17 protein-coding genes are annotated in these 25,830 nt (G+C 65.4%); 12 read left to right on the forward strand and 5 right to left on the reverse strand.

Annotated features, from left to right (window positions below; translation table 11 throughout):
- Positions 1-33 precede the first annotated feature (33 nt).
- Positions 34-1,386: an O-antigen ligase family protein gene (locus JQ635_RS37290; RefSeq protein ID WP_211414748.1), complete on the reverse strand. Its 1,353-nt coding sequence runs from the start codon at positions 1,384-1,386 to the stop codon at positions 34-36.
- A gap of 284 nt (positions 1,387-1,670) precedes the next feature.
- Between JQ635_RS37290 and JQ635_RS37295 the strand changes: the two genes are divergently transcribed.
- Positions 1,671-2,657: a glycosyltransferase gene (locus JQ635_RS37295; protein ID WP_211414749.1), complete on the forward strand. Its 987-nt coding sequence runs from the start codon at positions 1,671-1,673 to the stop codon at positions 2,655-2,657.
- A gap of 15 nt (positions 2,658-2,672) precedes the next feature.
- Here the strand turns inward: JQ635_RS37295 and JQ635_RS37300 are convergent, their stop codons facing one another.
- Positions 2,673-3,701: a glycosyltransferase family 2 protein gene (locus tag JQ635_RS37300; protein ID WP_211414750.1), complete on the reverse strand. Its 1,029-nt coding sequence runs from the start codon at positions 3,699-3,701 to the stop codon at positions 2,673-2,675.
- Positions 3,702-4,096: 395 nt separating this feature from the next.
- Between JQ635_RS37300 and JQ635_RS37305 the strand changes: the two genes are divergently transcribed.
- The 5 genes from JQ635_RS37305 to JQ635_RS37325 all read left to right on the forward strand — a co-directional run bounded on the left by JQ635_RS37305 (position 4,097) and on the right by JQ635_RS37325 (position 9,933).
- Positions 4,097-4,897, forward strand: a complete 801-nt coding sequence (locus JQ635_RS37305) for a class I SAM-dependent methyltransferase (protein WP_211414751.1) — start codon at positions 4,097-4,099, stop codon at positions 4,895-4,897.
- A gap of 279 nt (positions 4,898-5,176) precedes the next feature.
- Entirely contained in the window at positions 5,177-7,549 is a 2,373-nt protein-coding gene (locus JQ635_RS37310; RefSeq protein ID WP_211414752.1) for an exopolysaccharide transport family protein, read from the forward strand.
- Positions 7,542-8,348, forward strand: coding sequence for a WecB/TagA/CpsF family glycosyltransferase (locus JQ635_RS37315; RefSeq protein WP_211414753.1), 807 nt, complete (start codon positions 7,542-7,544; stop codon positions 8,346-8,348). The genes JQ635_RS37310 and JQ635_RS37315 overlap by 8 nt, the downstream gene beginning before the upstream one ends.
- Before the next feature lie 19 nt (positions 8,349-8,367).
- Entirely contained in the window at positions 8,368-9,360 is a 993-nt protein-coding gene (gene galE / locus JQ635_RS37320; protein ID WP_211414754.1) for a UDP-glucose 4-epimerase GalE, read from the forward strand.
- Between the two features lie 231 nt (positions 9,361-9,591).
- On the forward strand, positions 9,592-9,933 hold the full coding sequence (locus JQ635_RS37325) for a hypothetical protein (protein WP_211414755.1): 342 nt from the start codon (positions 9,592-9,594) through the stop codon (positions 9,931-9,933).
- Here the strand turns inward: JQ635_RS37325 and JQ635_RS37330 are convergent.
- A complete protein-coding gene (locus JQ635_RS37330) occupies positions 9,907-14,022 on the reverse strand; it encodes a bifunctional diguanylate cyclase/phosphodiesterase (protein ID WP_211414756.1) in 4,116 nt (1,371 codons plus the stop codon). The genes JQ635_RS37325 and JQ635_RS37330 overlap by 27 nt on opposite strands.
- Positions 14,023-14,315: 293 nt before the next feature.
- Here JQ635_RS37330 and JQ635_RS37335 point away from each other — a divergent pair, with 293 nt between their 5' ends.
- The 3 genes from JQ635_RS37335 to JQ635_RS37345 are packed head-to-tail and all read left to right on the forward strand — an operon-like array spanning position 14,316 to position 17,558.
- A complete protein-coding gene (locus JQ635_RS37335) occupies positions 14,316-15,368 on the forward strand; it encodes an Ldh family oxidoreductase (RefSeq protein WP_211414757.1) in 1,053 nt (350 codons plus the stop codon).
- Positions 15,369-15,389: 21 nt separating this feature from the next.
- On the forward strand, positions 15,390-16,757 hold the full coding sequence (locus JQ635_RS37340) for an LLM class flavin-dependent oxidoreductase (RefSeq protein WP_211414758.1): 1,368 nt from the start codon (positions 15,390-15,392) through the stop codon (positions 16,755-16,757).
- A 15-nt stretch (positions 16,758-16,772) separates the two neighbouring features.
- Positions 16,773-17,558: a fumarylacetoacetate hydrolase family protein gene (locus JQ635_RS37345; protein ID WP_211414759.1), complete on the forward strand. Its 786-nt coding sequence runs from the start codon at positions 16,773-16,775 to the stop codon at positions 17,556-17,558.
- Between the two features lie 118 nt (positions 17,559-17,676).
- On the opposite strand, the gene JQ635_RS37350 is transcribed toward JQ635_RS37345, so the two are convergent.
- Positions 17,677-18,132, reverse strand: coding sequence for an Lrp/AsnC family transcriptional regulator (locus tag JQ635_RS37350; RefSeq protein ID WP_211414760.1), 456 nt, complete (start codon positions 18,130-18,132; stop codon positions 17,677-17,679).
- 152 nt (positions 18,133-18,284) lie between these two features.
- Between JQ635_RS37350 and JQ635_RS37355 the strand changes: the two genes are divergently transcribed.
- A complete protein-coding gene (locus JQ635_RS37355; RefSeq protein WP_211414761.1) occupies positions 18,285-21,734 on the forward strand; it encodes an indolepyruvate ferredoxin oxidoreductase family protein in 3,450 nt (1,149 codons plus the stop codon).
- 78 nt (positions 21,735-21,812) lie between these two features.
- A complete protein-coding gene (gene iaaH, locus JQ635_RS37360; protein WP_211414762.1) occupies positions 21,813-23,231 on the forward strand; it encodes an indoleacetamide hydrolase in 1,419 nt (472 codons plus the stop codon).
- A 114-nt stretch (positions 23,232-23,345) separates the two neighbouring features.
- On the opposite strand, the gene JQ635_RS37365 is transcribed toward iaaH, so the two are convergent.
- Positions 23,346-24,257, reverse strand: a complete 912-nt coding sequence (locus tag JQ635_RS37365; protein ID WP_211414763.1) for a LysR family transcriptional regulator — start codon at positions 24,255-24,257, stop codon at positions 23,346-23,348.
- A 300-nt stretch (positions 24,258-24,557) separates the two neighbouring features.
- Here JQ635_RS37365 and JQ635_RS37370 point away from each other — a divergent pair, with 300 nt between their 5' ends.
- On the forward strand, positions 24,558-25,739 hold the full coding sequence (locus tag JQ635_RS37370; protein ID WP_211414764.1) for an HlyD family secretion protein: 1,182 nt from the start codon (positions 24,558-24,560) through the stop codon (positions 25,737-25,739).
- Positions 25,740-25,830 lie beyond the last annotated feature (91 nt).

Raw genomic sequence — 25,830 nt, forward strand, 5'->3', positions numbered from 1 at the left:
GTGCAACCACAGCGCCGCGACTGCGACAAGCTGTCAGCGTTGGTGTTCCGTCCGGTCAACGCACTGGAACCTTGCGAGGAAGTGCAGGCCCGCCACCGCGAGCGCGAACATGAACCAGATTGGATTCTGCCGTTCGAGCAGGAAGGTCTCGGTGGCGCCGTAGTACAGGCCGAACAGCCAGACGGTCAGGAACAGCTTTGCCAGTGCGCTGCTCCGGTTGTGAGCCTGGGCGGACTGGAAATTGCCGAGCGGCGCGAGCACGAAGACGAGGATCACCAGCGCCAGCCCCGGGAGGCCGATGGTGACCGCGAGGTCGAGATAGGAGTTGTGGCTGTGCGCCGCCGACGTCGCCCATTCGGCGCCCTGGGCGGTCTGCCGCGCGGAAACGTCGTCCCAAAAAGCCGCATAGCCGTGGCCGACGATCGGCTTTTCGGCGACGGCCGCTAGCGCGAACTCCCAGATGGCGGAACGGCCGGTGAAGGTGGGATCGAGCGGAAGCATCCGCGTCATCGCCCCGAGCGACGGGCTGAGCACGCTGCCGACCGTCAGCAGGTTCATCACGATCAGCGGCACGAAGCAGATGAGCCGCTTCAGCCACAGGCTGCGCGTGACGTAAACCAGCGATGCCAGCGCATAGATCGCAAGGCACAGCACGGAAGAGGTCTTGCCGCCAGTGAAGATCAGGAAGATGCCGGCGAGCGCGGCGATCGCCGGCCCCATCACGAACGATCCGACGGCGCACAGGTAGATGCCGACATAGACCAGGATGGTCATCACCGGCGAAGCCACGTTCTTGTGACCAAAGCTGCCGCGCCAGTCGCCGGCGAGCTGTGGCTCGGTGACGTCGAGCGCGGTGTGGATCGAATATTGCGGGGCGAGGACAACGCCGAGATAGCACAGCGCGAGCAGCGCGAGTGCGGCGGCGCCGAGACATAAATTGAAGCTGCGCTGCGTCGGCGGCAAGAGCGGCAGCAGCACGGCGAGCGCCGTCACGCTGGCCGCGAGCACGAAACGCTGGATCGAAACGCCGCGGCTCTCGGAGAAGACGATGTTGATCAACAGCCAGCCGACGAGACACACATGCAGCGGTGTCACAAGGCTCTTCAGCGCGGGGGCATCCGTGACCGCGACGAGCAGTACCGCGACCGCGGCCAGAAGACCCCAGGCAACGTAGGTGAGCGCCATCCGCCCGCCGACGACGGTGGCCGCGTCCTCGCTGCGCAAATCGGGAAATGGATCGAGCGTCACCAGGATGAGAAGCAGGGCCGCAATCGCGACGAGACAGCGCGCCGCCCGCATGGCATTCAGCCCGGCAAGGCCGTCGCGCAGGATATGGCCGAGCGATGGGGCCTCGACGTCAGTGGTGTCAGCGGCGCTGCGATCCATGGCTCAAGGCAGGTGGTGAAGCCGGCGGAAGCCTCAGCTCCTACCTCATCCCCGTTAACCGTCCGTCAACCAGTGCGGCCGAGCGGCGCTGGCGCACCCCTCCATCTTTCCGCAAGCTCAATGCCGTCGACTTAACGTTACTTGACGAAACCGGCGGCGCGCAGATCTCGCCCGCAATGATTTGCCGACAATGCGAGTATCATCCGCCGCGAGTTTTCGATCGCTGGTCCTGCCAGCGCGCCAGATGCGCCCCGGTTAATAGATCATTAAGAACGAGCCGCCGCTTGATCACCGCAGAAGACGTTCTCGAATTGCCGGCCTCCTCTCGCGTCGCGACGCCGGCGCGTCTGCCGCTGCAGGTCGGCTCGACCATTTCGGTGTCCGTCGTCATTCCCGCCAAGAACGTTGCGGCCTATGTCGGCGAAACCCTCGCCAGCGCGCTGGCGCAGGGCGAGGTGAGCGAAGTGATCGTCGTGGACGACGGCTCGACCGACGACACCATCGCGATCGTCCGCGCCGTTCGCGACCCGCGGCTGCGCCTGATGAGCAACGACTCCGCCGGCGTGTCGGCGGCGCGCAATCTCGGCGCACAGCATGCGAGCGGCGAGTGGTTGCTCTTCCTCGATGCCGACGACCGCCTGCGCGCCGGCGCGGTGGCGGCACTGCTCGCAACGGCGCGCGATGCTCCGCGCGCGGTCCTCGTATACGGCGACTACAACACGATCGACAGCGAGGGACGGCAGATCGGCCGGCGCGACCTGCTGAAGGGACGCCGCAAGCCCTCCGGCGACGTGCTGGCGCGACTTGCGGCCGGTAATTTCATTGTCAATGGCGGTATCGCGCTCGCCCGTGCCGAGGCCTTCCGCGCCATCGGGGGCTTCGACACAGCGCTCAGATATTGCGAGGACTGGCATTGCTGGTGCCGCCTTGCCGCAATCGGCGAGTTCGAGTTCGCACCGAAGCTGCTGCTCGACTACCGCCTGCACACCGCCAACACCATGAATGCGGCGGTGCGGACGCCGAAGGATTTCTTTCCCGCGATCGCGCGTGTCTTCGACGACGGTCTGATCCTGGCGAGATTGCCCGAAGGCACGGCAGCCGGGCTGCGCCTTGCCGCGGAGATTCATCTCGTCACCTATTCGGCGATGCAAGCGGTTCGCTTCGGCAGATATCGCGACGCCCTTGGCTATCTCGCGATGGTTGGCCGGCGCTCGCTCAAGGCGCTGCCGCGCGCCGCGGCCAGGACAGCTCTCGCCCGCTTCGGCATCTAACTCTTCCCTGCAGCGTCAGGATACGATCTTCGAGGCCTCGTAGGGCTTCGGGTCGAAGCCGAAGGCCGCGAGCGCAGAACCGAACGCCACCATCATCGGGTGCATGGCGACGACCGCCTTCGACGTCGCCAGCAGACGCGCCGTACGCAGCAGCGACAGCGGCAGGCGGCCGAGCATCTGCGCAAACACACGCACCCGCGCCGCCACGCTCTGCGCGGCCTTGTACTGCACGCGATAATTGATCGCGCCGATGCGCAGGCCCCGCTTGGCGATCCAACTGAAGCTGGTGCGGCTCTGCGGCACGGTCTCGGTGATGACCGCCTCCGCCGTCCAATGAAACAGCATGCCGGCGTCGCGGCACCGCACGAAGAAATCGCAATCGCCGCCGCCGAGAAAGTTGAAGCGCAGATCGAACGCAGGCTTGTCGAACCGCTCGAACGCCGCACGCGTGATCAGGCAATTGCCGCAGCCATAGATCAGCGGCACTGCGCCGCTGTAATCATAGGCCGGGCAGAAGGCGGGATGACGCGCAAGCCACGGCTTGCTGTCGTCGTCGAAGACCGGCAACACCGGGCCGCCGACGATTTCGGCGCCGGTCGCCTCCGCGGTGCGGACCATCAACTCGAGCCAGTCGCTTGATGCGATCTCGTCGTCGTCGATCATCAGGAAGCGGGTCGCGGCGGGAAACAGCGCCTGGGCCGTCTCGAACGCGGCGTTGATCGCCTGGCAATTGCCCTGCCGCTGCTCGACGAGGCAGATGCCCTGCAGCCTGCCGTCGGCGAGATATTCAGCGGCGACCGGCGCGCTCTCGCGCTTTGCCGCGTCGTTCTCGACCATCACGACGGCAAACGAACGCGGGGTACGCTGGTTCACGAGCGAGTCCAGCGTCAGCCGCAGATGCTGCGGGCGGCGGAAGCAGGGGATGCAGACGACGATGCCGACCGACAGGTCGATGACGCGGGAGCTCGCCGCGATCTCCCGATTGGGATCGCGCACGGCATCCGATATCCGGTTGGCGGAAAGGTCTGTCGGGATCAGCGTCATGACGTTCTAGATGTCCGAGATTTATTGAAAAAGCCCTGCATCAACCGCGCGGATCAGCGTTGTTCTGTGACGGCACATCACCGCGGGACAGATGCGTCCCAAAATGAACGACCGGCCTCGAAGCGGAGGATGGCAACAAGTCGCCGATCGGCTCGCATACATGCACTTAACCGCTTTCGCGCGTTTCTCCTGCAAATCCTCGCGAGCATGATAGTGCAATTCGCAGTCCACTACGCTGCGAGCGGGCCAACATGGACAATGCCGTAGTTAACGCCCATCCGCATTAACCCGACCGTAAGCACCACGACCGGTGAAACGGCGCGGCATCGGATTTGCTCTTCGGGCATGCGAGTTTTTTCCTGTAAATTTGAATAGAACAAGCGCGGTCAGAGAAAATGAACAAGCCAGCCACGATCGATTTCACGACAGCCACGGCGATCAACATCCCCACTTCGGTTGCTCCCGTTCAGGCGCTGCATGATCTGGTCCCCGGCGAAGCCCGCGACAGCCTGCTCGCCGTTCACGAATTGCTGCGTCGCGAGCTGCCGCAGGGCCGGCTCGCCATCTATGAAGCCGGCGGCGGCTCGTGCAGCGTCCTTCCTCCGGAATTGCTGAGCCGCAGCAAGGTCACCGTCGTCGATATCGACGAGGACCAGGTCCGCAACAACACCTACGCCGACGAGGCCATCCTCGGCGACGTGCAGACCTACAGCTTTGGGCGCGAAACCTTCGATCTCGTGATCTGCTACAACGTGATCGAACACCTGCCCCATGTCGACGCGGCACTCCTGAACTTCCGCGATGCGCTCAAGCGCGGCGGGATGATCCTGATCGGCGCGCCCAATCCGCGCTCGCTGTCCGGCGTCGTCACCAAATATTCGCCGCACTGGTTCCACGTCTGGTTCTACCGGCACATCCGCGGCATCAAGGATGCCGGCCTGCCTGGCGAGCCGCCCTTCCCCACCTTCTTCCATCCCCTGGTGACGCTGCCGCGGCTCGAAGCATTCGCGGCCGCCAATGGCCTCGAGATGATCTATCGCCGCGAGGTCGAGAGTCCGCGCTATCCCGAGATGCGCCGGCGCAAGCCGCTGTTCGCGGCGCTCGTCGATGCCGGCGCCACCGTGCTCAACGCCGTGCTCCCGCGCGGCACCGACGTCCGCCGCGGCGATTATCACGTGATCCTGCGGAAAAGCTGACGACCATGCGCGCGCAGTGCATCGCGGGCAACGCGCAGTCTTGCGGCCTCGTTGCGCGCGGTAACGAACCGTTAATCTCTAGGGGACCTCGGCGTCACTGCAACGCGTCAAACGGCGGCATGCGCTTAAACGCTTTGTTTGCCATTTCGGTGAATAGTCCCTCAATGAGTATGGTTAATTTTCCCTGTTGCGTTGATTGGGCACCTATATCCCGGGTGCGTGGCGTAAAGCGAAGAGTAACCCCTCAGCCCGCGGCCGTTGGAATGAAAGCTGGGGACCATGCTGGACTATAACCAGCCGATCGATCGGGCCCGACCGGAGGCCCCGCAGCAGCGGCCCCAGGCCGGCTTCAACGTGCTGGAGCTGGTCAACCTGCTTTGGCGGCGCAAGATCGCAATTGCGGCCGCCGCCCTGCTCGGCGCGACGCTCGCGGTCACGGTCGGCAAGAGCCTGACGCCCCGCTACACCGCCACCGCCCAGCTCTATGTCGACCCGCGCGAACTCCAGCTCGTCGATCGCGAGCTCACGCCCCGCGCGCAGGATGTCTCCGGCATGTCCATGGTCGTGGAGAGCCAGGCGCGCCTGATCACCTCCAACAGCGTACTGCTCCAGGTGATCCAGCAGGCGGGTCTCGACAAGGATCCCGAATTCGGCGGCGGCGACGGCAAGAGCCTGATGTCGTCGCTGCTCGGCCTCGTCGGCCTCCAGCCCCGCGCCCCCTCCGCGGCGGAAACGAAGGAAGTGCAGCTTGCAGCGCTCGACGCGCTGAACCGACACATCACCATTCGCAAGACCGAGAAGAGCTTCATCGTCGACATCGAGGTGTGGTCGACCGATCCGGCGAAGGCGGCGATGCTCGCCAACACGCTGACCAACGCCTACCTCACGGAGTCCCGCAACTCGCAGGCCTCGGCGGCACGCCGCGCCACCAGCGACCTCTCCGGCCGCCTGAAGGAGCTGCGCGAGCGGCTGCGCAATGCCGAAACCGCGCTTGCGACCTACAAGGCGCAGAACAATTTCGTCGGCACCCAGGACTCGCTGATCTCTGACCAGCAGCTCTCCGCCAGCAACCAGCGGCTTTCCGCAGCCCGCGCGGCGACGATGGATGCGCAGGCCCGGCTCGACCAGATCGAGGCGAGCCGTCGCACAGCGGCCGATGCCGGCGCGATTCCCGAAGCGCTGCAATCGCCGACCATCGCCAATCTGCGCGCACAATATGCCGAGGCCCGCAAGAAATATGCGGAGCAGGCCGGCGAGCTCGGCCCGCGCCATCCGGCGCTGCGCCAGACCGAGAAGCAGGTCGAGGATCTCAAGCGCACCATCAGCGAGGAGATCGATCGCTTCGCCCAGTCGGCCAAGAACGATCTGACGCGGGCTCGCGACTACGAGGCATCGCTGAACCGGGCCCTGGAAGCGCAGAAGCGGCAGAGCGTGCAGCTCAGCCAGGCCGCCGTGCGCCTGCGCGAGCTCGAGCGCGAGGCCGATGCCAGCCGCGACGTCTACCAATCCTTCCTCAAGCGCTCGCGCGAGACCGAGGAGCAGGAGACGCTGAACACGTCGGCCGCCCGCGTCATCGGCGAGGCCACCGTGCCGCAGCGGCGTTCGTTCCCGCCGGCCATGAGCCTGTTCGCCATGATCGGCTTCATCTTCGGTGCCATCGCTGCATCGGGCTGGTTCGCCGCAGCCGAGCTGCTGTTCGCCGGCGCGACCGCACCAGCGCCGACGCCGGCCCGTCCCCAGCGCACGCCGGCCCCGGATGCTGCGCGAGCGCCGCAGGTGGCGCGAACTCCAGAAACCGCACAGCCGCAGCAGGTCTCGCGAGCGCCGGAGGTCGCGCAGGCTCCGCCGGAAGTGGCCGCGCCACCGCTGCAACCTTCCATGGCCGACAAACCCCTGATCGAAAAGCCGCTGATCGCGCGCCTCCAGGAAGCCGACGTCATCCACACGCTCGGCGCCATTCTCGCCACCGGCGGCGGCGTCGACCTGACACGGCTGGGCTGGCCGACCCTGCGTCCCGGCTTCCCCCTGACGAGCCTGCTCAATGCCTGGCGCGACATGCGCGCGGCGGTGACCCGGCGCGCCGGCGGCAAGGCGCTGCCGGTCGTCGCGCTGCTTGGGACCGGCGAGTCCACCGGACGCAGCGTGACCGCGCTGAATTTCGCGCTCGCAGCCGCGCGCGACGGCGCCCGCGTGCTGATGATCGACGCCGATCATCTGGCGCATTCGCTCTCGAACAAGGTCAACCGTAACGGCAAGAGCGAGCCGAGCAGGCTCGGTTGGCTCTCGAACGGCAGCAAGGCCGCGCGCGAGATCAAGACGGTGAACGGCATCTCGGTGCTGCCCGCCGCCGAAGGCGATTCCGGCAAGGCGACCGAGGCCATCCGCAAGGCGATCGCGCAGGCGCGCTCCGCCGGCGGCTATGACCTCGTGATCCTCGACGGCCCCGCAATGCCGCTCGCGGCCGGCCCCCGCAAGCTGCTCGATGAGGTCGATGCGCTGGTGGCGGTGCTGCCGACCAGCATGGACATCAATGACAGCCTGGAAGAGATCCTGAGCACGCTCGGCCGCGCCGAGCGCAAGCTCGTCGGCGTCGTGCTCGACGAGCTCACCCCCTCAACCCAAGCGCGCCAGCGAGGCAGACAATATGCTTGAGCGCCGCGTCAACCTGGACGGTCGGGCCGCGACCGCCGACGTGCCACGGACCACCGTCGGCGGCCTTCGCATGGCCGCGCTGGACATGGAAGCGACCGCCGATTTCATGATCGCGGCGACCGATCCCGGCAATCGCATCGGCCGTCCGCTGCATCTGACCTCGGCCAATGGCGAGGTGCTGGCGCGCTGCGCGACCGAGCCCGAGACCGACCGCCTGTTCCGCGGCGCCGATCTCATCAATGCCGACGGCCAGCCGCTGGTGGCGGCCTCGAAACTGCAATCCTGGTTCCCGCTGCCCGAGCGCGTCGCGACCACGGACCTGTTCCACATCGTCGCGCGCAAGGCCGAAGCGGTCGGCCGCACCTTCTACATGTTCGGCGCCAACGAGGCCGAGAACGCCGCGGCGGTCGCCAACGTCCGCAATCTCTATCCGAACCTGAAGATCGTCGGGCACAGCCACGGCTATCTGCGCGGCGAAGCCCTGCGCGCGAAAGTCGAGGAGATCAACGCGCTCGCCCCCGATTACCTCTGGGTCGCGCTCGGCGTGCCCAGCGAGCAGGCATTCGTCGAGGAATTCACGCCGCTGCTCACCAATGTCGGCGTCATCAAGACATCCGGCGGCCTGTTCAACTTCTTGTCGGGCAGCCGGTCCCGCGCGCCGCAATGGATGCAGAAATTCGGACTCGAATGGGCCTGGCGCACATGGCTCGAGCCACGCCGCCTGTTCTGGCGCTATTTGACCACCAACCCCCGCGCGCTCTATCTTCTCTTCAGCCGCAAACGGCCCTTCAATCGCTGAGAGAAGAGCAGCATTCAACATGACCGATCGACCGACTGTCCTCGTCACAGGAGGCGCAGGCTATATTGGCTCGCATGCCTGCCGCGCACTGACCGCCGCCGGCTATCAGCCCGTCGTTTATGACAATCTCTCGACAGGTCACCGCAGTTTCGTCGCCGGTCCGCTCGTGACGGGCGATCTGCTCGACGGCGCGGCGCTGGCGCGCGCCTTCGCCGAACACAAGGTCACGGCGGTGATGCATTTCGCGGCCGCCAGCCTCGTCGGCGAATCCATGACCGACCCGCAGAAATATTACATCAACAACGTGCAGGGCACGTTGTCGCTGTTGCAGGCGATGCGCAACGCCGGCTGCCGTCGCATCGTGTTCTCCTCGACCGGCGCCGTTTACGGCAATGCCGATTCCAAGGAGCTGCCGGAAGACTTCCCCTGCGCGCCGATCAACCCCTACGGCGCATCGAAATGGATGATCGAGCGCATGCTCGCCGATTATCGCTCGGCCTACGGCTTCGGTGCATTCTGCCTGCGCTATTTCAACGCCAGCGGTGCCGATCCCGCCGGCGGCATCGGCGAGCTGCGCGACAACGAGACCCATCTCATTCCGCGCGCCATGATGGCGCTGCAGGGCCATGTCGACTTCGCCGTGTTCGGCGACGATTACGACACGCCCGATGGCACCGCGATCCGCGACTACATCCATGTCACCGACCTTGCCGCCGCGCATGTCGCGGCACTGAGGCTTCTGGAACAGGGCCATGCCGGCGGCAGCTTCAACCTCGGCACCGGCGCGGGCTTCTCGGTGCGCCAGATCCTCGACGCCATCAGGCAGGAGACCGGGCGCGAGGTGCCGCACACCGTCAAGCCGCGCCGCGCCGGCGATCCCACTTACCTGGTCGCCGATCCCTCGGCCGCGCGAAAAGTTCTGAACTTCGTGCCGCGTCACTCCGACCTGCCCACGGTCATCCGCACCGCCTGGGCCTGGCACCAGAAGGCCCATCCGCTCTGGGCACGTTAAGCAACCGTAACATCCGTGCCTTGCCTGCCGTGCCTCCAAGCGGCTAGAATGGAGGCTCGCTGCCGCCGTTGGCGTATCGCCGACGGCCGCATTTTTGGGCATCACCGACGATGAGGTCGGGATGCATGGCTCCCGCCTGTTGCGCGAGCCGATTTTTCCTGATGTCAGGACCACAATCGAATCTGCGTGACGGCCTGTCATCGGGCGCGGATTCAAAGGAGTATCGACCGCATGCATCAGGCTGCACGCCTGGAGTTCGAGCGTGTGATGGATGAGTTCGTCCGCTGGCACGTCGTGCCCGAGGACGAGCGCTCGCCCGCGCCTGCCTGGTGGTGGGGGCCCGCGATGGCGGTGGTCGACGATCAGGAGCCGATGAGCAGCACATGGTGCGCCGAGCTCGGCTTGCACGAGGGTACGAGCTTCGCCGACGGCGCGCGCACGATTCTGGCGCTGTTCGTCGAGCAGACGTCGCTGACGGGGCCGCAGGATTTTCCGAGCATCGCCGAGGGCGCCGATCATGACGTCCGCGAGCTGCACCCGCAGCCGTCAGACGACAGCGCGTTTCAGCCGTAGCGCCGCAGCCGCGGTGGCAACCGGATCCGGCTCGGGCTGGAGCGGCGGTGCAACCGGCAGGACCATCGGCCGCAGCAATTCGGCCATCTGCTTCGCCGGCAGCGGCTTGGAGATCAGGAAGCCCTGCATCTCGTCGCAGCCGTGGCTGCGCAGGAACGCCTCCTGCTCGGCGTTCTCGACGCCTTCGGCGACGACGGTCATGCCGAGCGCCTTGCCCATGCTGATGATCGCCTGCGCGATCGCCTGGTCCTCCGAATCCTGCGGCAGGTCACGCACGAAGGACCGGTCGATCTTGATGGTGTCGATCGGGAAGTGCTTCATCAGCGACATCGACGAATAGCCGGTGCCGAAATCGTCGATCGCAAGGCGGATGCCGCGGCTCTGGATGGCGTCGAGCACCTTGAGCGCGCGTCCGACATTGCGCATCATCATGCTCTCGGTGACCTCGAGCTGGAGCAGCACCGGCGACATGCCGGAGGCCGCCAGCGCCTCGTCGACGTCCTGCAGCAGATGCTCGTCGGCAAACTGCCGCGGCGACAGGTTGACCGCCATCGACAGCGGCAGCAATCCGCGGCGCTGCCAGGCCATGGCCTGCGCGCAGGCCTCGTTCAGCACCCAGCGGCCGATCGGCACGATCAGCCCGGTTTCCTCCGCGAGCGGAATGAACTGTGCGGGCGAGACGTTGCCGAGATCGGGATGGGTCCAGCGCAGTAGCGCTTCCACACCGGTGATCTGGCCGGTTTCCATGTCCACCTTGGGCTGGTAGTTCAGCGAGAACTGCTCGCGCTCCAGCGCCCGGCGCAGCGCGCTTTCCAGCGACAGCCGCTCGATGGACTGGGTCTTCACTTCCTTGGAGAAGAAGCGGTAGCCGTTCTTGCCATCCTCCTTGGCGAGATACATCGCCATGTCGGCGTTCTTGGTCAGCGTCTGCGCGTCGGAGCCGTTGGCCGGATACATCGCGATGCCGATCGAGGCCGTGGTGTGGCACTCGTGGCCGGCGAGCTCCATGGGCTCGGCGAGCGCGGCGAGCAGCCCGGTCGCGATGCGCTGGACGTCGTCGATCTCGCCGCACTGGTCGAGGATGACGACGAACTCGTCGCCGCCGAGCCGCGCCACCACGTCGCTGGCCCGCAGCGCGCCGCGCAGCCGGTTCGCCACTTCGAGCAGCAGCAGGTCGCCGGCCTCGTGCCCCAGCGAATCGTTGATGACCTTGAAACGGTCGAGATCGATGAACAGCACCGCAAAACGGTGATCGTGGCGCTGTGCGGTGTCGATCGCCGCGCGCAGCAGCCCGTTGAAGGTCTCGCGGTTCGGCAGGTCGGTCAGACTGTCGTGCGAGGCGAGATACTCGATCCGCTCGTCCGCCTGGTTCTTCTCGTCGGCCCGATCGAAATTCTCCATCGCGAAGGAGACGTTGTCGGCCAGACGTTGCAGCAGTTCGACGAACTCTTCCGTGAAGGCTTCGGGCTCGGTCGACATGTAGATCATGACGCCCACGGCACGGTCGTGCGCGATGAGCGGAAACGCCGCGCCCGACCGCGCGCCGTCGCCGCGCACGACGGCGTGGAAGGCACGGACGCGATCGTCGTTGAGGTAGTCGTTGCTGATGCAGGGCTGGCGCGTGCGGAACGCCGTGCCGCTCATGCCGCGCCCCTCGGGACGCTCGGGGTCGATGGAAAGACGGATGTTGCGCGTGGTGTTCGCAGACGGTCCGGCCGCCGCCACGATCTCGAGCTGGTCGCTGCCTTCCATTGCCAGCGCGATCGTCGTCGAGGTGAATTTCGCGCCGTTCGACGCGGCGAGGCAGACGAGGTCGAACAGCTCGGCGCGCGACTTGGCCCGCATGATCGCCTCGTTGGTGGCGCTCAGCGCCGCGAACATGCGCGTCAGGCGTTCCTTCTGCGCTTCGGTGCGGGCCTTTTCCTCGGCACGGTCGAAATTGTCGAGCGCGAACGAGACGTTCTCGGCAAGCCGCCCCAGCAGTTGAATGAGATCCTGCGTGAACGCGCCCTCGTCCGGCGACAGGAACAGCAACACGCCGACAGCCTCGCCGCCGTTGCTGAGCAACGGGAAGCAGGCCCCCGATTTCGTGCCTTGCATGCGCGCGATCTGGTGCCAGTGCGTGGTGCGGATGTCGGTGAGTAGCTCGTTGGCGACGCAAGGCGCGCGCGTACGGAAGGAGGTGCCGGAGAGCCCGCGTCCCTCCGGGTCATCGGCCGAGGTCGAGAAGCGCCATTCCTTGATCAGGCCGCAGCTTTCGCCCTTGGTCATGGCAATGTCGAGATAGTGTCTCGTCGCATCCACCATGGCGATGGTTGCGGAGGAGAAGGTGCCACCGAGCACCGCCGCCTCGCAGACGACCTCGAACAATTCGGCACGGGTCTTCACCCGCATGATCGCCTCATTGGTCGCGCTCAGCGCCTCGAGCATGCCTCTCAGACGATTGCGCTGCATCTCGGCCTTGGCCTTCGCCTCGGCGCGGTCGAAATTCTCCAGCGCAAAGGAGACGTTGGCCTGGAGCTTGCGCAGCAGCTCGACGAGTTCGGGCGTGAAGGCGCCGCACTCCGGGGAGTTGAACAGGAATACGCCCTCGACCCGGTCGCCGTTGAACAGCGGCAGCGCCGCGGAGGACGCGATGCCGCTGCGGCGGGCGCTGTCCTGCCAGGGCGCGATGCGGTCGTCGGCGAGCACGTCGTTGCTGACGGCAGGCTGGCGCGTGCGGAACGCGGTGCCAGTCAGCCCGCGTCCTTCCGCCACCTGCTCGGAGGTCGAGAACTTGAAGCTCCGAACCTGGTCGGCATTCGGTCCGTAGCTGGCGACCACGCGCAGCAGCTCGGCGCTCTGGTCGACCAGAGCGATGCTGGCCGAGGTGAACTTGGCGCCTTTCGCCGTCGCCTCGCAGACAAGGTCGAACAGCTCGGACCGCGACCGTGCGCGCAGGATCGCCTCGTTGGTGGCGCTGAGTGCCGCATACATGCGCGCCAGGCGTTCTTCTTCCGCCGCGATCCTGGCCTTCTCGGCCTCGCGGCCGAAATTCTCGATCGCGAACGAGACGTTCTCCGCCATGCGCAGCAGCAGCGCGACGATCTCCTCGTCCTTGGCCCAGGAGCGGCTGATGAAGAACAGGAGCACGCCGACGCTTTCGCCGCGCTTGGTCAGCGGCGCGACCACGCAGGCGGCGACGCCGGTGTTGACGTTGGCCTGCTCCCAGGGCGAGCCTTTGGTCCGGCTGGCGAGATCGTCCTCAACGATGGCTTTCTGTGTCCGGAACACCTCGCCGGAGATGCCCTTGCCGTAGGGATTGTCCGGGTCGACCGAATAACGCGCCTGGGTGACGAGCTCCAAATTCTGCCCGGTGGCGGCGACAGGCTTCATCCAGTGCGAATCCGGCTCGCGGAGCAGCACGATGGTCGCCAGCGACTTGCCGCTGTGCACGGAGGCGTCGCACACGAGCTGGTACAGCTCCTGCTCAGTCTTGGCCCGCAGGATCGCTTCGTTGGTGGCGCTGATAGCGCCGAACATGCGGTTGAGCCGCCGTGTCGCCCGTTCGCTGGTCTGCCGCGCCGTCTCGCGCGAAAAATTGTCCAGCGCGTAGGAAATGTTCGCCGACATGCGCTCGAACAGCGACACCATCTGCTCGTTCAGCGAGTTTGCCTCGCTCCGCGTCACGTACAACACGCCGACGCTCTTGCCGTTGCAGAGCAGCGGCAACGCCGCCGCCGCACCGATGTGCGCCTTGGTGGCTCCCTCGCGCCACGCCAGCGAGCGCGGATCGTTCAGATAATCGTTGCTGATGCACAGCTTCTGATCGCGAAATGCCTCGCCGCCGACACCTGATCCTTCCGGCGTGCCGGCGTCCGTCGTGATCTCGATCGAGCTCAGCCGCGGGATATCGTCGCCGCAGCCGGCCGCAAAGCGCAGCCGCCGGCCATCGGGGCCCACCAGGAACACGGCCACGGCCAAAAAGTCCCCGCTCGAAAACCCGGCGTCGCAGACCTTCTGGTACAGCTCGTCCGGCGATCTCGCGTAGAGGATCGCTTCATTGATGGCGCTCAGCGCCGCAAAGGTGCGCGCGAGTGTCGTCGGCACGTCTCAGCTCCCAGGCATTTCTGCCTATTTCTCCCGGTGCCTTTATGAACGGCCATCGCCTAAGTGGTCGTTATTGCCTGTCGCAAACCCTCGATCAAAGTGAACGAGCTGCGAACGAGCGACGCTAAACTCTCGAAAATACCACCGTGCGGGACGAATCTTCGACCAAAGGCGTGTTCCGTTTACGAATTTGCAGCCCTGTGTTGGTTTACGGGAGATTGATATCGCTCTCGCGCTTTGAGACGATGGTCCCCAACAAGCAGCCCGTTAACGGCACACGTCGGGGAAACGCCATGCCGATCGTCAGGGCCGACCGCCTCACGCGCATCAGCGCCGCGCTGCTCCAGGCGGCCGGAGCTTCCGAGGAAGAGGCCGACGCCGTCGCGACCGGCTGCGTCAACGCCAACCTCGCCGGCCACGATTCCCACGGCGTGATCGCCGTTCCCACCTATATCGACCGCATCAAGGCGGGGCACATCGTTCCCGGCGCCAAATGGACCATCGTCCAGGAATCGCCGACCACGACCGTGATCGACGGCCATTGGGGCTTCGGCTTCCACGTCAACGCCAAAGCGATGGCCCTCACGATCGAGAAGGCGAAGACGGCGAACGTCGCCGCCTGCACCGTGTTCCGGCAAAGCCATGTCGGCCGCCTCGCCGCCTACCCATTGATGGCGATGCGGGAAGGCATGATCGGGATTGCGACGGCGGATTCCGGCCGCTCGCCAAAACATGTGGCACCGTTCGGCGGCAAGGAAGCGCGGCTCGGCACCAACCCGATCTCGATCGCGGTGCCGTCCGACCTCGAGGCGCCGTTCTATCTGGACATGGCGACCTCGGCGGTCGCGGCCGGCAAGATTCAGCTCGCGGTCGCGCGCGGCGAAGAGATCCCGACCGGTTGGATCATCGATGCCGAGGGGCGACACACCACCGACCCGACCCAATATCGCAAGGGCGGCGCGCTGCTGCCGCTCGGCGGCACTGAGGGCTACAAGGGCAGCGGCCTCGCTGCCATGGTCGAGGTGCTGTGCGGCCTGCTCACCGGCCTCGGCTTCGGCGTCGAGCCCACGGGGCGGCACAATGACGGCTGCTTCATGGCGGTGTTCAATGTCGCCGCCTTCCGCCCGCTGCAGGAGTTCAAGCGCGAGGTCGCCGAATTCGCGCATTACCTGAAATCGACGCCGCCGTCCGAGGGCAGCAAGGGCGTCTACTATCCCGGCGAGATCGAGGGCCTGCGCGAGCAGCAGCGCCTGCGCGACGGCATCGAGATCGAGGATGCGACCTGGGACAAGCTGCGCGCGCTGGCGCGCGACTACCGGCTCGACACGGTCCTCAATCTGGCCTGACGCTATCAGGAGAACAGCAGCATGAATCGGCAGATGGTACTGGTCGGCTTCCTCCAGGCGCAAAACTGCACCAACTTGCCGAGCTCGTGGCGACATCCGGACTCGCGCGACGATTCGATGTCGGCCGATTATTACCAGGAGATCGCAAAAATCCTCGAAGCCGGCAAATTCCACATGGCCTTCTTCGATGATCGCCTGGCGATGCCGGACCGCTACGGCAACGACCACGCCCACACCGTCGAATACGGTATCCGCTGCGTGAAGATGGACCCGCTGATCGTGTTGACCACGATGGGCATGGTGACCGACAAGCTCGGCTTAGGGGCGACCTGCTCGACCACCTACTACGAACCGTTCGACGTCGCCCGCCGTTTCGCGACGCTCGATTTGATGTCGGGCGGACGCGCGGGGTGGAACGTCGTGACGTCGCTGAACGACGGCGAGGCGCTCAACATGGGGCGCGACTCCCATCCCGAACATGATTCCCGCTACGACCGCGCCGACGAGTTCATGGAGGTCGTGCTCGGCCATTGGGATACCTGGGAGGACGGCGCACTCATTATGGACAAAAAGAGCGGCCGCTTTGCCGATCCGACCAAGGTGAAGCGACTCGACCACAAGGGTGCGTCCTTCAAATCGCGCGGCCCGTTCACGGTACCGCGCTCGCAACAGGGCCATCCTGTGATCATCCAGGCAGGCGCCTCCGGCCGCGGCCAGCGCTTTGCCGGCCGCTGGGGCGAGGTGATCTTCACCGCCGCGCGCAACCTCGCCGCGGCCAAGGAAGGCTATGCGGCCGTGCGCAACGAAGCCGCGAAAGCCGGCCGTGATCCCGACCAGATGTTCCTCTGCAATTTGACGACGCCGGTCTGCGCCGCGACCAAGACGGAAGCCGAGGACAAGATGGCGCTGATCAACAAGCTGCCGCTGCAGATCGACGCATTGTCGCTGCTCGCCGAAGCGCTCAATTACGATTTCGCCTCCAAGGATCTCGACGAGCCCCTGACCACGGAAGAGCTCAAGAGCATGCAGGGCATTTTGGGCATCCGCGACGGCGTGCTGAAGAATTCAGGCAAGAGCAATCCGAGCGCGCGCGACTTCGTCACCTTCTCCGGCCGTGGTCAGGTGCAGGACGCCATGGTCGGCGGCCCCAGGGAGATCGCCGACAAGTTAGAGGAAATGTTCGTCGAGCGCGGCTGCGACGGCTTTGTCATCGCCGCGACCTATGTGCCCGGCTCCTACGCAGACTTTGTGCAACACGTCGTGCCGGAGCTGCAGCGCCGCGGGCTGTTCCAGAAGGACTATCACGGCAAGACGTTGCGCGAAAATCTCGGGCTGAAGCGGCCGGCCGCCGGGGCCTGGAAGGTGCAGCCGCGCGATGCCGCGGAATAACGACGAGGACACGCTATGCGCTGGCTGAAATTCACCGCCGCGGACAGGACATCCTGGGGGATCATCGAGGGCGATCAGATCATCGCGGTCGACGGCGATCCCTTTGGCGAATGGCAACGAACCTCGCGCACGCATCCGCTCAGCGAGGTCAAGATCGAGCTGCCGCTGATCCCGCGCACCTTCTATTGTGTCGGCCTGAACTATCTGAAGCACCTGAAGGAAGCCGCCGACAAGCGCGGCGAGGTGCCGGCCGTGCCCGACCGTCCCGAGATCGGCTATCGCGCGCAGAATGCGCTGATCGCGCATGACGAGGACGTCGTGATCCCGTCCTTTGCGACCGACAAGATCCACTATGAAGGCGAGCTCGTCGTCGTCATCGGCAAGAAGGTGAAGCACCTCAATAAAGAGAACGCGATGGATTGCGTGTTCGGCTACACCATCGGCAACGACGTCAGCGAACGCAGCTGGCAGAAGGCCGACCGCAGCCTGTGGCGCTCGAAGAACGCCGACACGTTCAAGCCGATGGGCCCGTGGATCGAGACCGAGGCGAATCTCGCCAGGATGGAGACCGTTGTCCGGGTCAACGGCAAGGAGACCAACCGCTTCGCGACCCGCGACATGATCTTCGGCGTGGTGCCGTTCCTGGTCGAGCTGACCAAGTATTTCACGCTATGGCCCGGCGACGTGATATGGATGGGCACCGACGGCGCTTCGCCCGACATCAAGCACGGCGATGTCGTGGAGATCGAGCTCACGGGCGTCGGGACGTTGCGCAACAGGTTTGTGCGGGAGCAGCGGTGACAAAGGTGCCGTAGGGTGGGCAAAGGCGCTCTTGCGCCGTGCCCACCGCTCCTCCGCGATTTTGCTAGCGATGGTGGGCACGCTTCGCTTTGCCCACCCTACGGCACTTCCCGCGAAATCAAAACGGCAGCGCCACGCTCGTCTTGATCTCCTTCAGCACCACGTTGCTGCGGACATGGCGGATGCCGGGAATGCGGAACATGAACTCGTCGAGGAAGCGGTTGTAGGCTGCCATGTCCTGCACCACGACGCGCAAATGATAGTCGGCATCGCCCGTGGTCGCGAAACATTCCAGCACCTCACGGCGCGTCGTGACCCTGGCCACGAATTCGTCGACGAACTTCGCATCGTGCCGCTCCAATGAGACGTGGAGGATGGCCGACATCGTAAACCCCGCCTGCTCGCGCGCGACCAGCGCCGCATAGCCCTGGATGACGCCGCTCTCCTCCAGCGCCCGCACCCGGCGCCAGCAGGCCGAGGTGGACATGCCGACCTCGTCGGCGAGTTGCTGATTGGTGGCGCGACCATCCTTCTGCAGATGGGCGAGTATTCGCGTGTCCTGCTCTTCGATCATGGAAGCCTCCCAAGTTGGGAACATCTACCAAATTTGATGTCGCCGTGCAAAATCCTACCGAATTTGTGATCTACGCGGGATAAATAGGTAAGACCTACCAGCCTCCCGGGCATAACCTTCCATCACAGGCAGGATGCCGCGCGAGGTCCGCCATGGACGCCATTCCGTCACTCGACAGTTACGATCTCTCCGACCGCTACGATCGCGAGGAGGGCCGCGTCTTCCTCACGGGCACGCAGGCCATCGTCCGCATCGCGCTCGACCAGGCGAGGCGCGACCGCGCGAACGGCCTCAACACCGCGGGCTTCATCTCCGGCTATCGCGGCTCGCCGCTCGGCGGCGTCGATCTCGAACTATGGCGCATCCAGGAACGCCTCAAGCGAGACCGCATCGAATTCCTTCCTGCAGTGAACGAGGACCTCGCGGCGACAGCGGTGCTCGGCTCGCAGCAGGTCGAGACGCAAGCCGACCGCGAGGTCGATGGCGTGTTCGGCCTCTGGTACGGCAAGGGCCCCGGCGTCGATCGCTCCGGCGATGCGCTCAAGCACGGCAATGCCTATGGCTCCTCGCCACATGGCGGCGTGCTGGTGGTCGCCGGCGACGACCACGGCTGCGTGTCGTCGTCGATGCCGCACCAGTCCGACGTCGCCTTCATGAGCTGGTTCATGCCGACGCTGCACCCGGCCGATGTCGGCGAATATCTGGCGTTCGGCGAATATGGCTACGCGCTGAGCCGTTTTTCCGGCATGTGGGTCGGCTTCAAGGCGATCTCGGAGATCGTGGAATCAGGCGCATCCGTCGCGCTGCGCCCGCCGCGACTCTTCCGTACGCCCGACTTCACGCCGCCGCCGGGCGGCCTGCACTATCGCTGGCCCGATTTGCCGGGCCCGCAGATCGAGGAGCGGCTGGAGGCAAAGAAGCACGCGGTCTACGCTTTTGCCAAGGCCAACCCGATCGATCGCCACATCTACGACATCCCCAGCGCCACCTACGGCATCGTCACGACGGGCAAGGCGCATCTCGATTTGATGGAAGCGTTGCGGCTGATGGGCCTCGATGAAGCCGCCTGCCGCAGCATCGGCCTCGACGTCTACAAGGTCGGCATGGTCTGGCCGCTGGCGTTGCATGACGCCATGGATTTCGTGAAGGGCAAGCGCGAGATCCTCGTGGTCGAGGAAAAGCGCGGCATCATCGAGAGCCAGTTCAAGGAATATTTTTACGACTATCCCGGCACAAAGCCCGAGCGCATGGTCGGCAAGCATGATGAAACCGGCGCAAGGCTGATCTCCTGGATCGGCGAATTGTCGCCACGCGCGCTGGCTGGCGTGCTCGCGCGCCGGCTCGATCCGATGTTTCCGGGCCTCAATCTCGCTGCACGCGCCGCCGCCCTGATGCCGGAGGCCGCGCGCACGATCAATGTCCCGGGCGCAACGCGTACGCCCTATTTCTGCTCGGGATGCCCGCACAACACGTCGACGAAGGTGCCGGAGGGATCGAAGGCGCTCGCCGGCATCGGCTGCCATTTCATGGCGAGCTGGATGGACCGCGAGACCTCGTCGCTGATCCAGATGGGCGGCGAGGGCGTGAACTGGGCCGCTTCATCGCGATTTACCGGCAAGAAGCACGTCTTTCAGAATCTCGGCGAAGGCACCTATTATCACTCGGGCTCGATGGCGATCCGGCAGGCGATCGCTGCCAAGGCCAACATCACCTACAAGATCCTGTTCAACGACGCTGTCGCGATGACCGGCGGCCAGCCAGTCGACGGCCCCATCAGCGTGCATGCCATCGCACACAGCGTCCGCGCCGAAGGCGTGGAGCGCATCGCGCTGGTGTCAGACGATCCCGCGCATTTCAGCCCGGCGGACCTGCCCAGCGGCGTGACCATTCACCCTCGCGAGGAGATGGACGCCGTGCAGCGGGAGCTGCGCGACATTTCCGGGGTGTCTGTCCTGATCTACCAGCAGACCTGCGCCACCGAGAAGCGGCGCCGCCGCAAGCGCGGGCAGATGGCCGATCCAAAACGCTTCGCCTACATCAACGATCTCGTCTGCGAAGGTTGCGGCGACTGCTCGGTCGAATCCAACTGCCTCAGCGTCGAGCCGAAGCAGACGCCGTTCGGCCGCAAGCGGCAGATCAACCTGTCGGCCTGCAACAAGGATTTCTCCTGCCTCAACGGCTTCTGCCCGAGCTTTGTGACCGTCGAAGGCGCGACGCGGCGGAAGAAAAGCGCGAGCCAGATCGACGCGGCCGGCCGGGCCGCCACGCTTCCTTTGCCCGCCCCCGCCACGCTTGACCGGCCCTGCGACCTGCTGGTGACCGGCGTCGGCGGCACCGGCGTGATCACGGTCGGCGCGCTGATCGGCATGGCCGCGCATCTCGAACGCTTTGGCGTCTCGGTGCTGGACTTCACCGGCTTCGCGCAGAAATTCGGCCCGGTGCTGAGCTATATCCGCCTCGCCGCCTCACCCGAAGCGCTGCATCAGGTCCGCATCGACCAGGGCGCGGCCGATGCGCTGATCGGCTGCGACCTCGTCGTCAGCTCCGCGCCAAAAGCGTCCGGCACCTATCGCCGGGGCACGCGTGCCGCTGTCAACACTGCGGAGATGCCGACCGGCGATGTCGTCCGTTTCCGCGACGCCGATCTTGCTTCGCCAGCCCGCCTGCGCGCGATCCGGCAGGTCGTCGGCGACGGCAATCTCGACACCATCAACGCCAATGCGCTGGCCGAACGGCTGCTCGGCGATGCCGTCTATGCCAATATCATCATGCTGGGCTTTTCCTGGCAGCACGGCCTGATCCCCGTCTCGCTGCAGGCGCTGCTGCGCGCGATCGAGCTCAACGGCGTCGCGGTCGAACGCAACAAGCAGGCCTTTGCCTGGGGCCGGATTGCCGCGGCCGATCCGGACTTTCTGCCGAAGGCGGACGATGCGTCGGAAGCCGAGACGCTCGACCAGCTCATTGCCCGGCGCGCCGAGTTCCTAACAGCCTATCAGAATGCGGCCTACGCGGCGCGCTACCGGACGATCGTCGCAAAGGTCCGCAATGCCGAAGCCGGCCTGAACAGCGAGGCGCTGACCGAGGCCGTCGCCCGCGCGCTGTTCAAGCTGATGGCCTACAAGGACGAGTACGAGGTGGCGCGCCTGCATATGAGAAGCGGCTTCCTCGACGAGCTGAAGCGCGAGTTCGAGGACGGCTTCAGTGTCCAGTACCATCTTGCCCCACCGTTCCTGTCGTCCAAGCACGACGCCCGCGGCCGGCCGCGCAAGCGCGCCTTCGGCCAGTGGATTCAGATGCCGCTCGCGGTGCTCTCGCGATTGAAGGGGTTGCGCGGAACGCCGTTCGATCCGTTCGGCTACACCGCGGAACGGCGCGCCGAGCGGGAACTGATCGCCTGGTATGAGGACCTGATCGAACGCATGCTCGGCAAGCTCGACGCGGCGCATCTGGCACATCTCGTGGCGATTGCCAAAGGCCCGATGGATATTCGCGGCTATGGGCCGGTGAAGGACACCGCAATCGCCAAGGTGAAGCCCGAGGTCGAGCGGCTGCTCGCTGAACTCGACACACCATCGCCGGCAAGAATGCACGCCTACGGTTGACGCGGCGTCGCCGAGGCTTCAGCCTCTGAACCCAAGGGAGCGCCCTGACGGCGCCCTTGCAATGACGGGTGACGCATCATGGATTTCGACCAGTTGACACTGACCGAGGCCGCGGCCGCCCTCGGCGCCGGAAAGGTCACGAGCACCGCGCTCACCCGGGAAGCCCTGACCCGTGCCAAGGCCAATGCCGAGCTCAATGCCTTCGTCACTCTGGACGAAGCCGGCGCCTTGAGGGCCGCCGCGGCGTTCGACGCAAACGGCGACAGGAGCAAACTCCTCGGCGGCGTGCCCATCGTGATCAAGGACAATATCGAGGTGGCCGGGCTGCCCTGCAGCGCCGGAACACCGGCGCTGCAGCATTACATTCCGAAGGCCGATGCACCCGTTGTGGCAAAGCTGCGTGCCGCCGGCGCGGTCATCATCGGCAAGACCAGCATGCACGAGCTTGCCTTCGGCATCTCCGGCTACAACACCGCGTTCAATACCGGCACCGAGTTCGGCGTGCGCAACGCCTATGATCACGCCCTGATTGCCGGCGGCTCCTCCTCAGGCACGGGCGCGGCGATCAGCGCGCGGATCGTCGCGGGCGGGCTCGGCACCGACACCGGCGGATCGGTGCGGGTCCCCGCCGCCTTGAATGGATGCGCCTCGCTGCGCCCGACCGTCGGCCGCTATCCGCAAGCTGGCATCGCGCCGATCTCGCACACCCGCGATACCGCGGGGCCCATGGCTGCAACCATCGCCGACGTCGCACTGCTCGATCGCGTCATTGCCGGTGGCGATGCCGTTGCGCCGGCCGATCTGAAGCAGGCGCGGATCGGCATCGTGAAGACGATGCTGACCAATCTCGATGCCGACACCGACGCCGCATTCCAGGCGGCCATCGCGAGAATGAAGGCGCAGGGCGTCACGGTCGTCGAGATAGAGATGCCGCAGCTGCCTGAAATCAACGGCCAGGTCAGTTTTCCCATCGCGCTGTACGAGGCCTATGATGATCTGGTCGCTTATCTCAAGCACACCGGCACCGGCCTCAGCATCGAGGCAGTGGCGGAGAAGATCGCCAGCGCCGACGTCAAAGGCACCTATGATGGCTTGGTGATTCCGCGCAAACTGCCCGCACCCGATGGCACGCTGGTTGACGCCAAGCCGATCTACGACGCCGCGATCAAGACTGCGCGCCCTGCCCTGCAGGCGCTGTACGCCAAGACCTTTGCCGACAACCGGCTCGATGCCGTTGCCTTCCCGACCACACCGCGCGTTGCCATCCCCTCCAATCCGGAGTCCAGCACGCTCAAAAATTTCGGCCTCTTCATCCAGAACACCGATCCCGGCAGCAATGCCGGCATTCCCGGAATCCAGATTCCGATTGCGCTTGGTACCAAGAGCAAACTGCCGATCGGGCTTGAGCTGGATGGCCCCGCGGGAAGTGATCGCCGGCTGCTCGCAATCGGCATGGCGCTCGACAGCGTGTTCGGGAGATTGCCGCCACCGCGCTGACGCTCTCGTAGGGTGGGCAAAGCGAAGCGTGCCCACCTTCTGTGACTATCATAAGGAGATCGTGGGCACGGCGCGGTGCGCCTTTGCCCACCCTACGGCACCGACCACTGGGCGTCACGAATACGGATTGATCAGCTTCTGCTGCTCGGCGCTGTGGTGCACGAGCATGTCGATGAAGGTCCTGACCTTCGCCGACAGATGATGCCGATGCGGATAGACCGCGTTCATGGACAGCTCGACCGTCCGATATTCCGGTAACAGGCGCACGAGGCGGCCGGCTTCAAGGTCGTCCTGAATGAGAAACCCTGCCATCAGGCACACGGCCGCCCCTTCCAGCGCGACCTTCCGCAGCGCTTCCCCGCTGTTGGTGACGAAGCTGCCGGAGATGCGCACCGAAGCCGGCGCGCCCTTGCGGTCAAGGAAGTGCCACTCGTCGCCAAACGGATAGTTCAGGTGACGACCGCAATTGTGCGTGGTGAGCTCGTCGAGCTTCTGCACCCGGCCGTGCTTCTCGATGTAATCGTGGGAACAGCACAGCACGTGCCGCCAGGTGGCAAGGCTGCGCACGATCAGGCTCGAATCCGGCGGCGGGGTCATGCGCAGGGCAACGTCATAGCCTTCCTCGATGAGATCGACATCGGCCTCGCCCATGCGCAGATCGATCTTGAGCTCCGGATAGGCCGACAGCAGTTTCGCCACCACCGGCGTCACGAACGGCACCATATGGGTGGCGACGTGAATGCGCAGCGTGCCGCGGGGCACTGACTGCAATTCGCCCGCGATGTCGTCGGCCTGTTCGATGTCGGCGAGGATCTGGACGCAGCGGTCGTAATAGGCCTTGCCGATCTCGGTGAGGTTGACCTTGCGCGTGGTGCGGTGAAGCAGCCTCACCCCGAGCCGGTCTTCCAGCGCCTGAACGTGGTTGCTCACCATGGTGGTCGACATGTTGAGCTTGCGGGCTGCTGCGGAGAAGCCGCCGGTCTCGACCACCCGGCTGAACACTTCGAGGCTGGTCAATCGATCCATGGCTGCGTGATTATCCGCTTCTGATCGACAATCGCGAGACGTTCGTCCGGGATCATCAGTTCACACACATAGCTCGTCCCGCTTGCAGCTTCGCCTGCACGGGGACGCACGCCTCAGCAGCAATCGCACGACAGAGACGGCAATCGCTCTGGGGCAGCCGCGGCCCGGGCCGGGTAGAACATCACGAACCAGGCGGCGGCTCCGATTATCCACCCCGAATGGATAATCCTTCCAGAATTTTGCCAATTATCACCGGAGCCGGCAAGACCGATAGTCTCAGCGAGCCGACAGGAGACCGCAATGTCCGAGCTGCCCCGCACCGAGACCTTCCAGCAAGCGACTGAAATCACTCGCGATTACGCCAAGGTGCCGCCAGCCGTCCCGGCCCGGGCCAAGCTCCGGCGCGCGGCCCTGGTGCTTGCGCTCCTCGCAGGCACGGCAACCATGGTCTATTACGGACACGATTACTGGACCTACGGCCGCTACCTCGAGACCACCGACGACGCCTATGTGAAGGCGGACTCCACAATCATCGCGCCAAAAGTCTCCGGCTACATCGCCAAGGTGTTGATCGGCGACAACGAGAAGGTCAAAGCTGGCCAGCTGCTCGCCAGGATCGACGACCGCGACTTCAAGGCGGCGCTTGACCAAGCCAGAGCCGACGTCGCCGCCGGCGAAGCCTCGGTGCGCAACATCGATGCCCAGCTCGAGCTGCAGCAACCGGTTATCGAGCAGAGCACGGCCGACGTCGCGGCCGCGGACGCCAATCTGAAATTCGCGCAGGAGGAGCGCGCCCGCTACGACGATCTCATGAAGTCGGGCTCCGGCACGATCCAGCGCGCACAGCAGACCGATGCGGCGCTGCGCGCCAGCAGCGCGCAATTGCAGCACGCGAAATCGGGCCTCGTGGCCGCGCAGCGCAAGGTCGACGTGCTCACCACCCAACGCGCCCAGGCCACGGCGCAGCTCGAGCGCGCCCGCGCGGTCGCGCAGCAGGCGGCGTTGAACCTGTCCTACACCGAGATCACCGCGCCGGTGGACGGCACGGTCGGCGCCCGCAGCCTGCGCGTCGGCCAGTTCGTGCAGGCCGGCACGCAGTTGATGGCGGTGGTGCCGCTCGATGCGGTCTATGTCGTCGCGAACTTCAAGGAGACGCAGCTGACGCATGTGCGCCCCGGCCAATCGGTCGAGCTGCACGTCGACAGTTTTCGCAACCAGACCCTGCGCGGCCATGTCGACAGCCTGTCGCCGGCCAGCGGACTCGAATTCGCGCTGCTGCCGCCCGACAATGCCACGGGCAATTTCACCAAGATCGTGCAGCGCGTGCCGGTGAAGATCGTGCTCGACGATCACAGCCTCGCTGGCTTGCTGCGGCCCGGCATGTCGGCGGTGCCGACCGTCGACACCAAGGCGACGGTGCTGGCCGAACGAGAGACGGCCAAGCGCCTCGCCGACAATACGATACGCCCGAACGGCGGCTGAAGCCGGGGAGGCACCGGCGGGATTGTCAAATCCTGCCGGATGATCCTTCCAGAACTTCCTCGATTATCGAAACCACCCGCCTAACGCATCC

Origin of the sequence: Bradyrhizobium iriomotense (assembly GCF_018130765.1) — a bacterium.
In the GTDB taxonomy this organism is placed as follows: domain Bacteria; phylum Pseudomonadota; class Alphaproteobacteria; order Rhizobiales; family Xanthobacteraceae; genus Bradyrhizobium; species Bradyrhizobium iriomotense_A.

What these genes read in the sequence shown, in the direction of transcription:
- JQ635_RS37290 (WP_211414748.1), bottom strand. Translation starts at nt 1,386, where the DNA reads ATGGATCGCAGCGCCGCTGACACCACTGACGTCGAGGCCCCATCGCTC.
- JQ635_RS37300 (WP_211414750.1), bottom strand. Translation starts at nt 3,701, where the DNA reads ATGACGCTGATCCCGACAGACCTTTCCGCCAACCGGATATCGGATGCC.
- JQ635_RS37305 (WP_211414751.1), top strand. Translation starts at nt 4,097, where the DNA reads ATGAACAAGCCAGCCACGATCGATTTCACGACAGCCACGGCGATCAAC.
- JQ635_RS37310 (WP_211414752.1), top strand. Translation starts at nt 5,177, where the DNA reads ATGCTGGACTATAACCAGCCGATCGATCGGGCCCGACCGGAGGCCCCG.
- JQ635_RS37315 (WP_211414753.1), top strand. Translation starts at nt 7,542, where the DNA reads ATGCTTGAGCGCCGCGTCAACCTGGACGGTCGGGCCGCGACCGCCGAC.
- galE (WP_211414754.1), top strand. Translation starts at nt 8,368, where the DNA reads ATGACCGATCGACCGACTGTCCTCGTCACAGGAGGCGCAGGCTATATT.
- JQ635_RS37325 (WP_211414755.1), top strand. Translation starts at nt 9,592, where the DNA reads ATGCATCAGGCTGCACGCCTGGAGTTCGAGCGTGTGATGGATGAGTTC.
- JQ635_RS37335 (WP_211414757.1), top strand. Translation starts at nt 14,316, where the DNA reads ATGCCGATCGTCAGGGCCGACCGCCTCACGCGCATCAGCGCCGCGCTG.
- JQ635_RS37340 (WP_211414758.1), top strand. Translation starts at nt 15,390, where the DNA reads ATGAATCGGCAGATGGTACTGGTCGGCTTCCTCCAGGCGCAAAACTGC.
- JQ635_RS37345 (WP_211414759.1), top strand. Translation starts at nt 16,773, where the DNA reads ATGCGCTGGCTGAAATTCACCGCCGCGGACAGGACATCCTGGGGGATC.
- JQ635_RS37350 (WP_211414760.1), bottom strand. Translation starts at nt 18,132, where the DNA reads ATGATCGAAGAGCAGGACACGCGAATACTCGCCCATCTGCAGAAGGAT.
- JQ635_RS37355 (WP_211414761.1), top strand. Translation starts at nt 18,285, where the DNA reads ATGGACGCCATTCCGTCACTCGACAGTTACGATCTCTCCGACCGCTAC.
- iaaH (WP_211414762.1), top strand. Translation starts at nt 21,813, where the DNA reads ATGGATTTCGACCAGTTGACACTGACCGAGGCCGCGGCCGCCCTCGGC.
- JQ635_RS37365 (WP_211414763.1), bottom strand. Translation starts at nt 24,257, where the DNA reads ATGGATCGATTGACCAGCCTCGAAGTGTTCAGCCGGGTGGTCGAGACC.
- JQ635_RS37370 (WP_211414764.1), top strand. Translation starts at nt 24,558, where the DNA reads ATGTCCGAGCTGCCCCGCACCGAGACCTTCCAGCAAGCGACTGAAATC.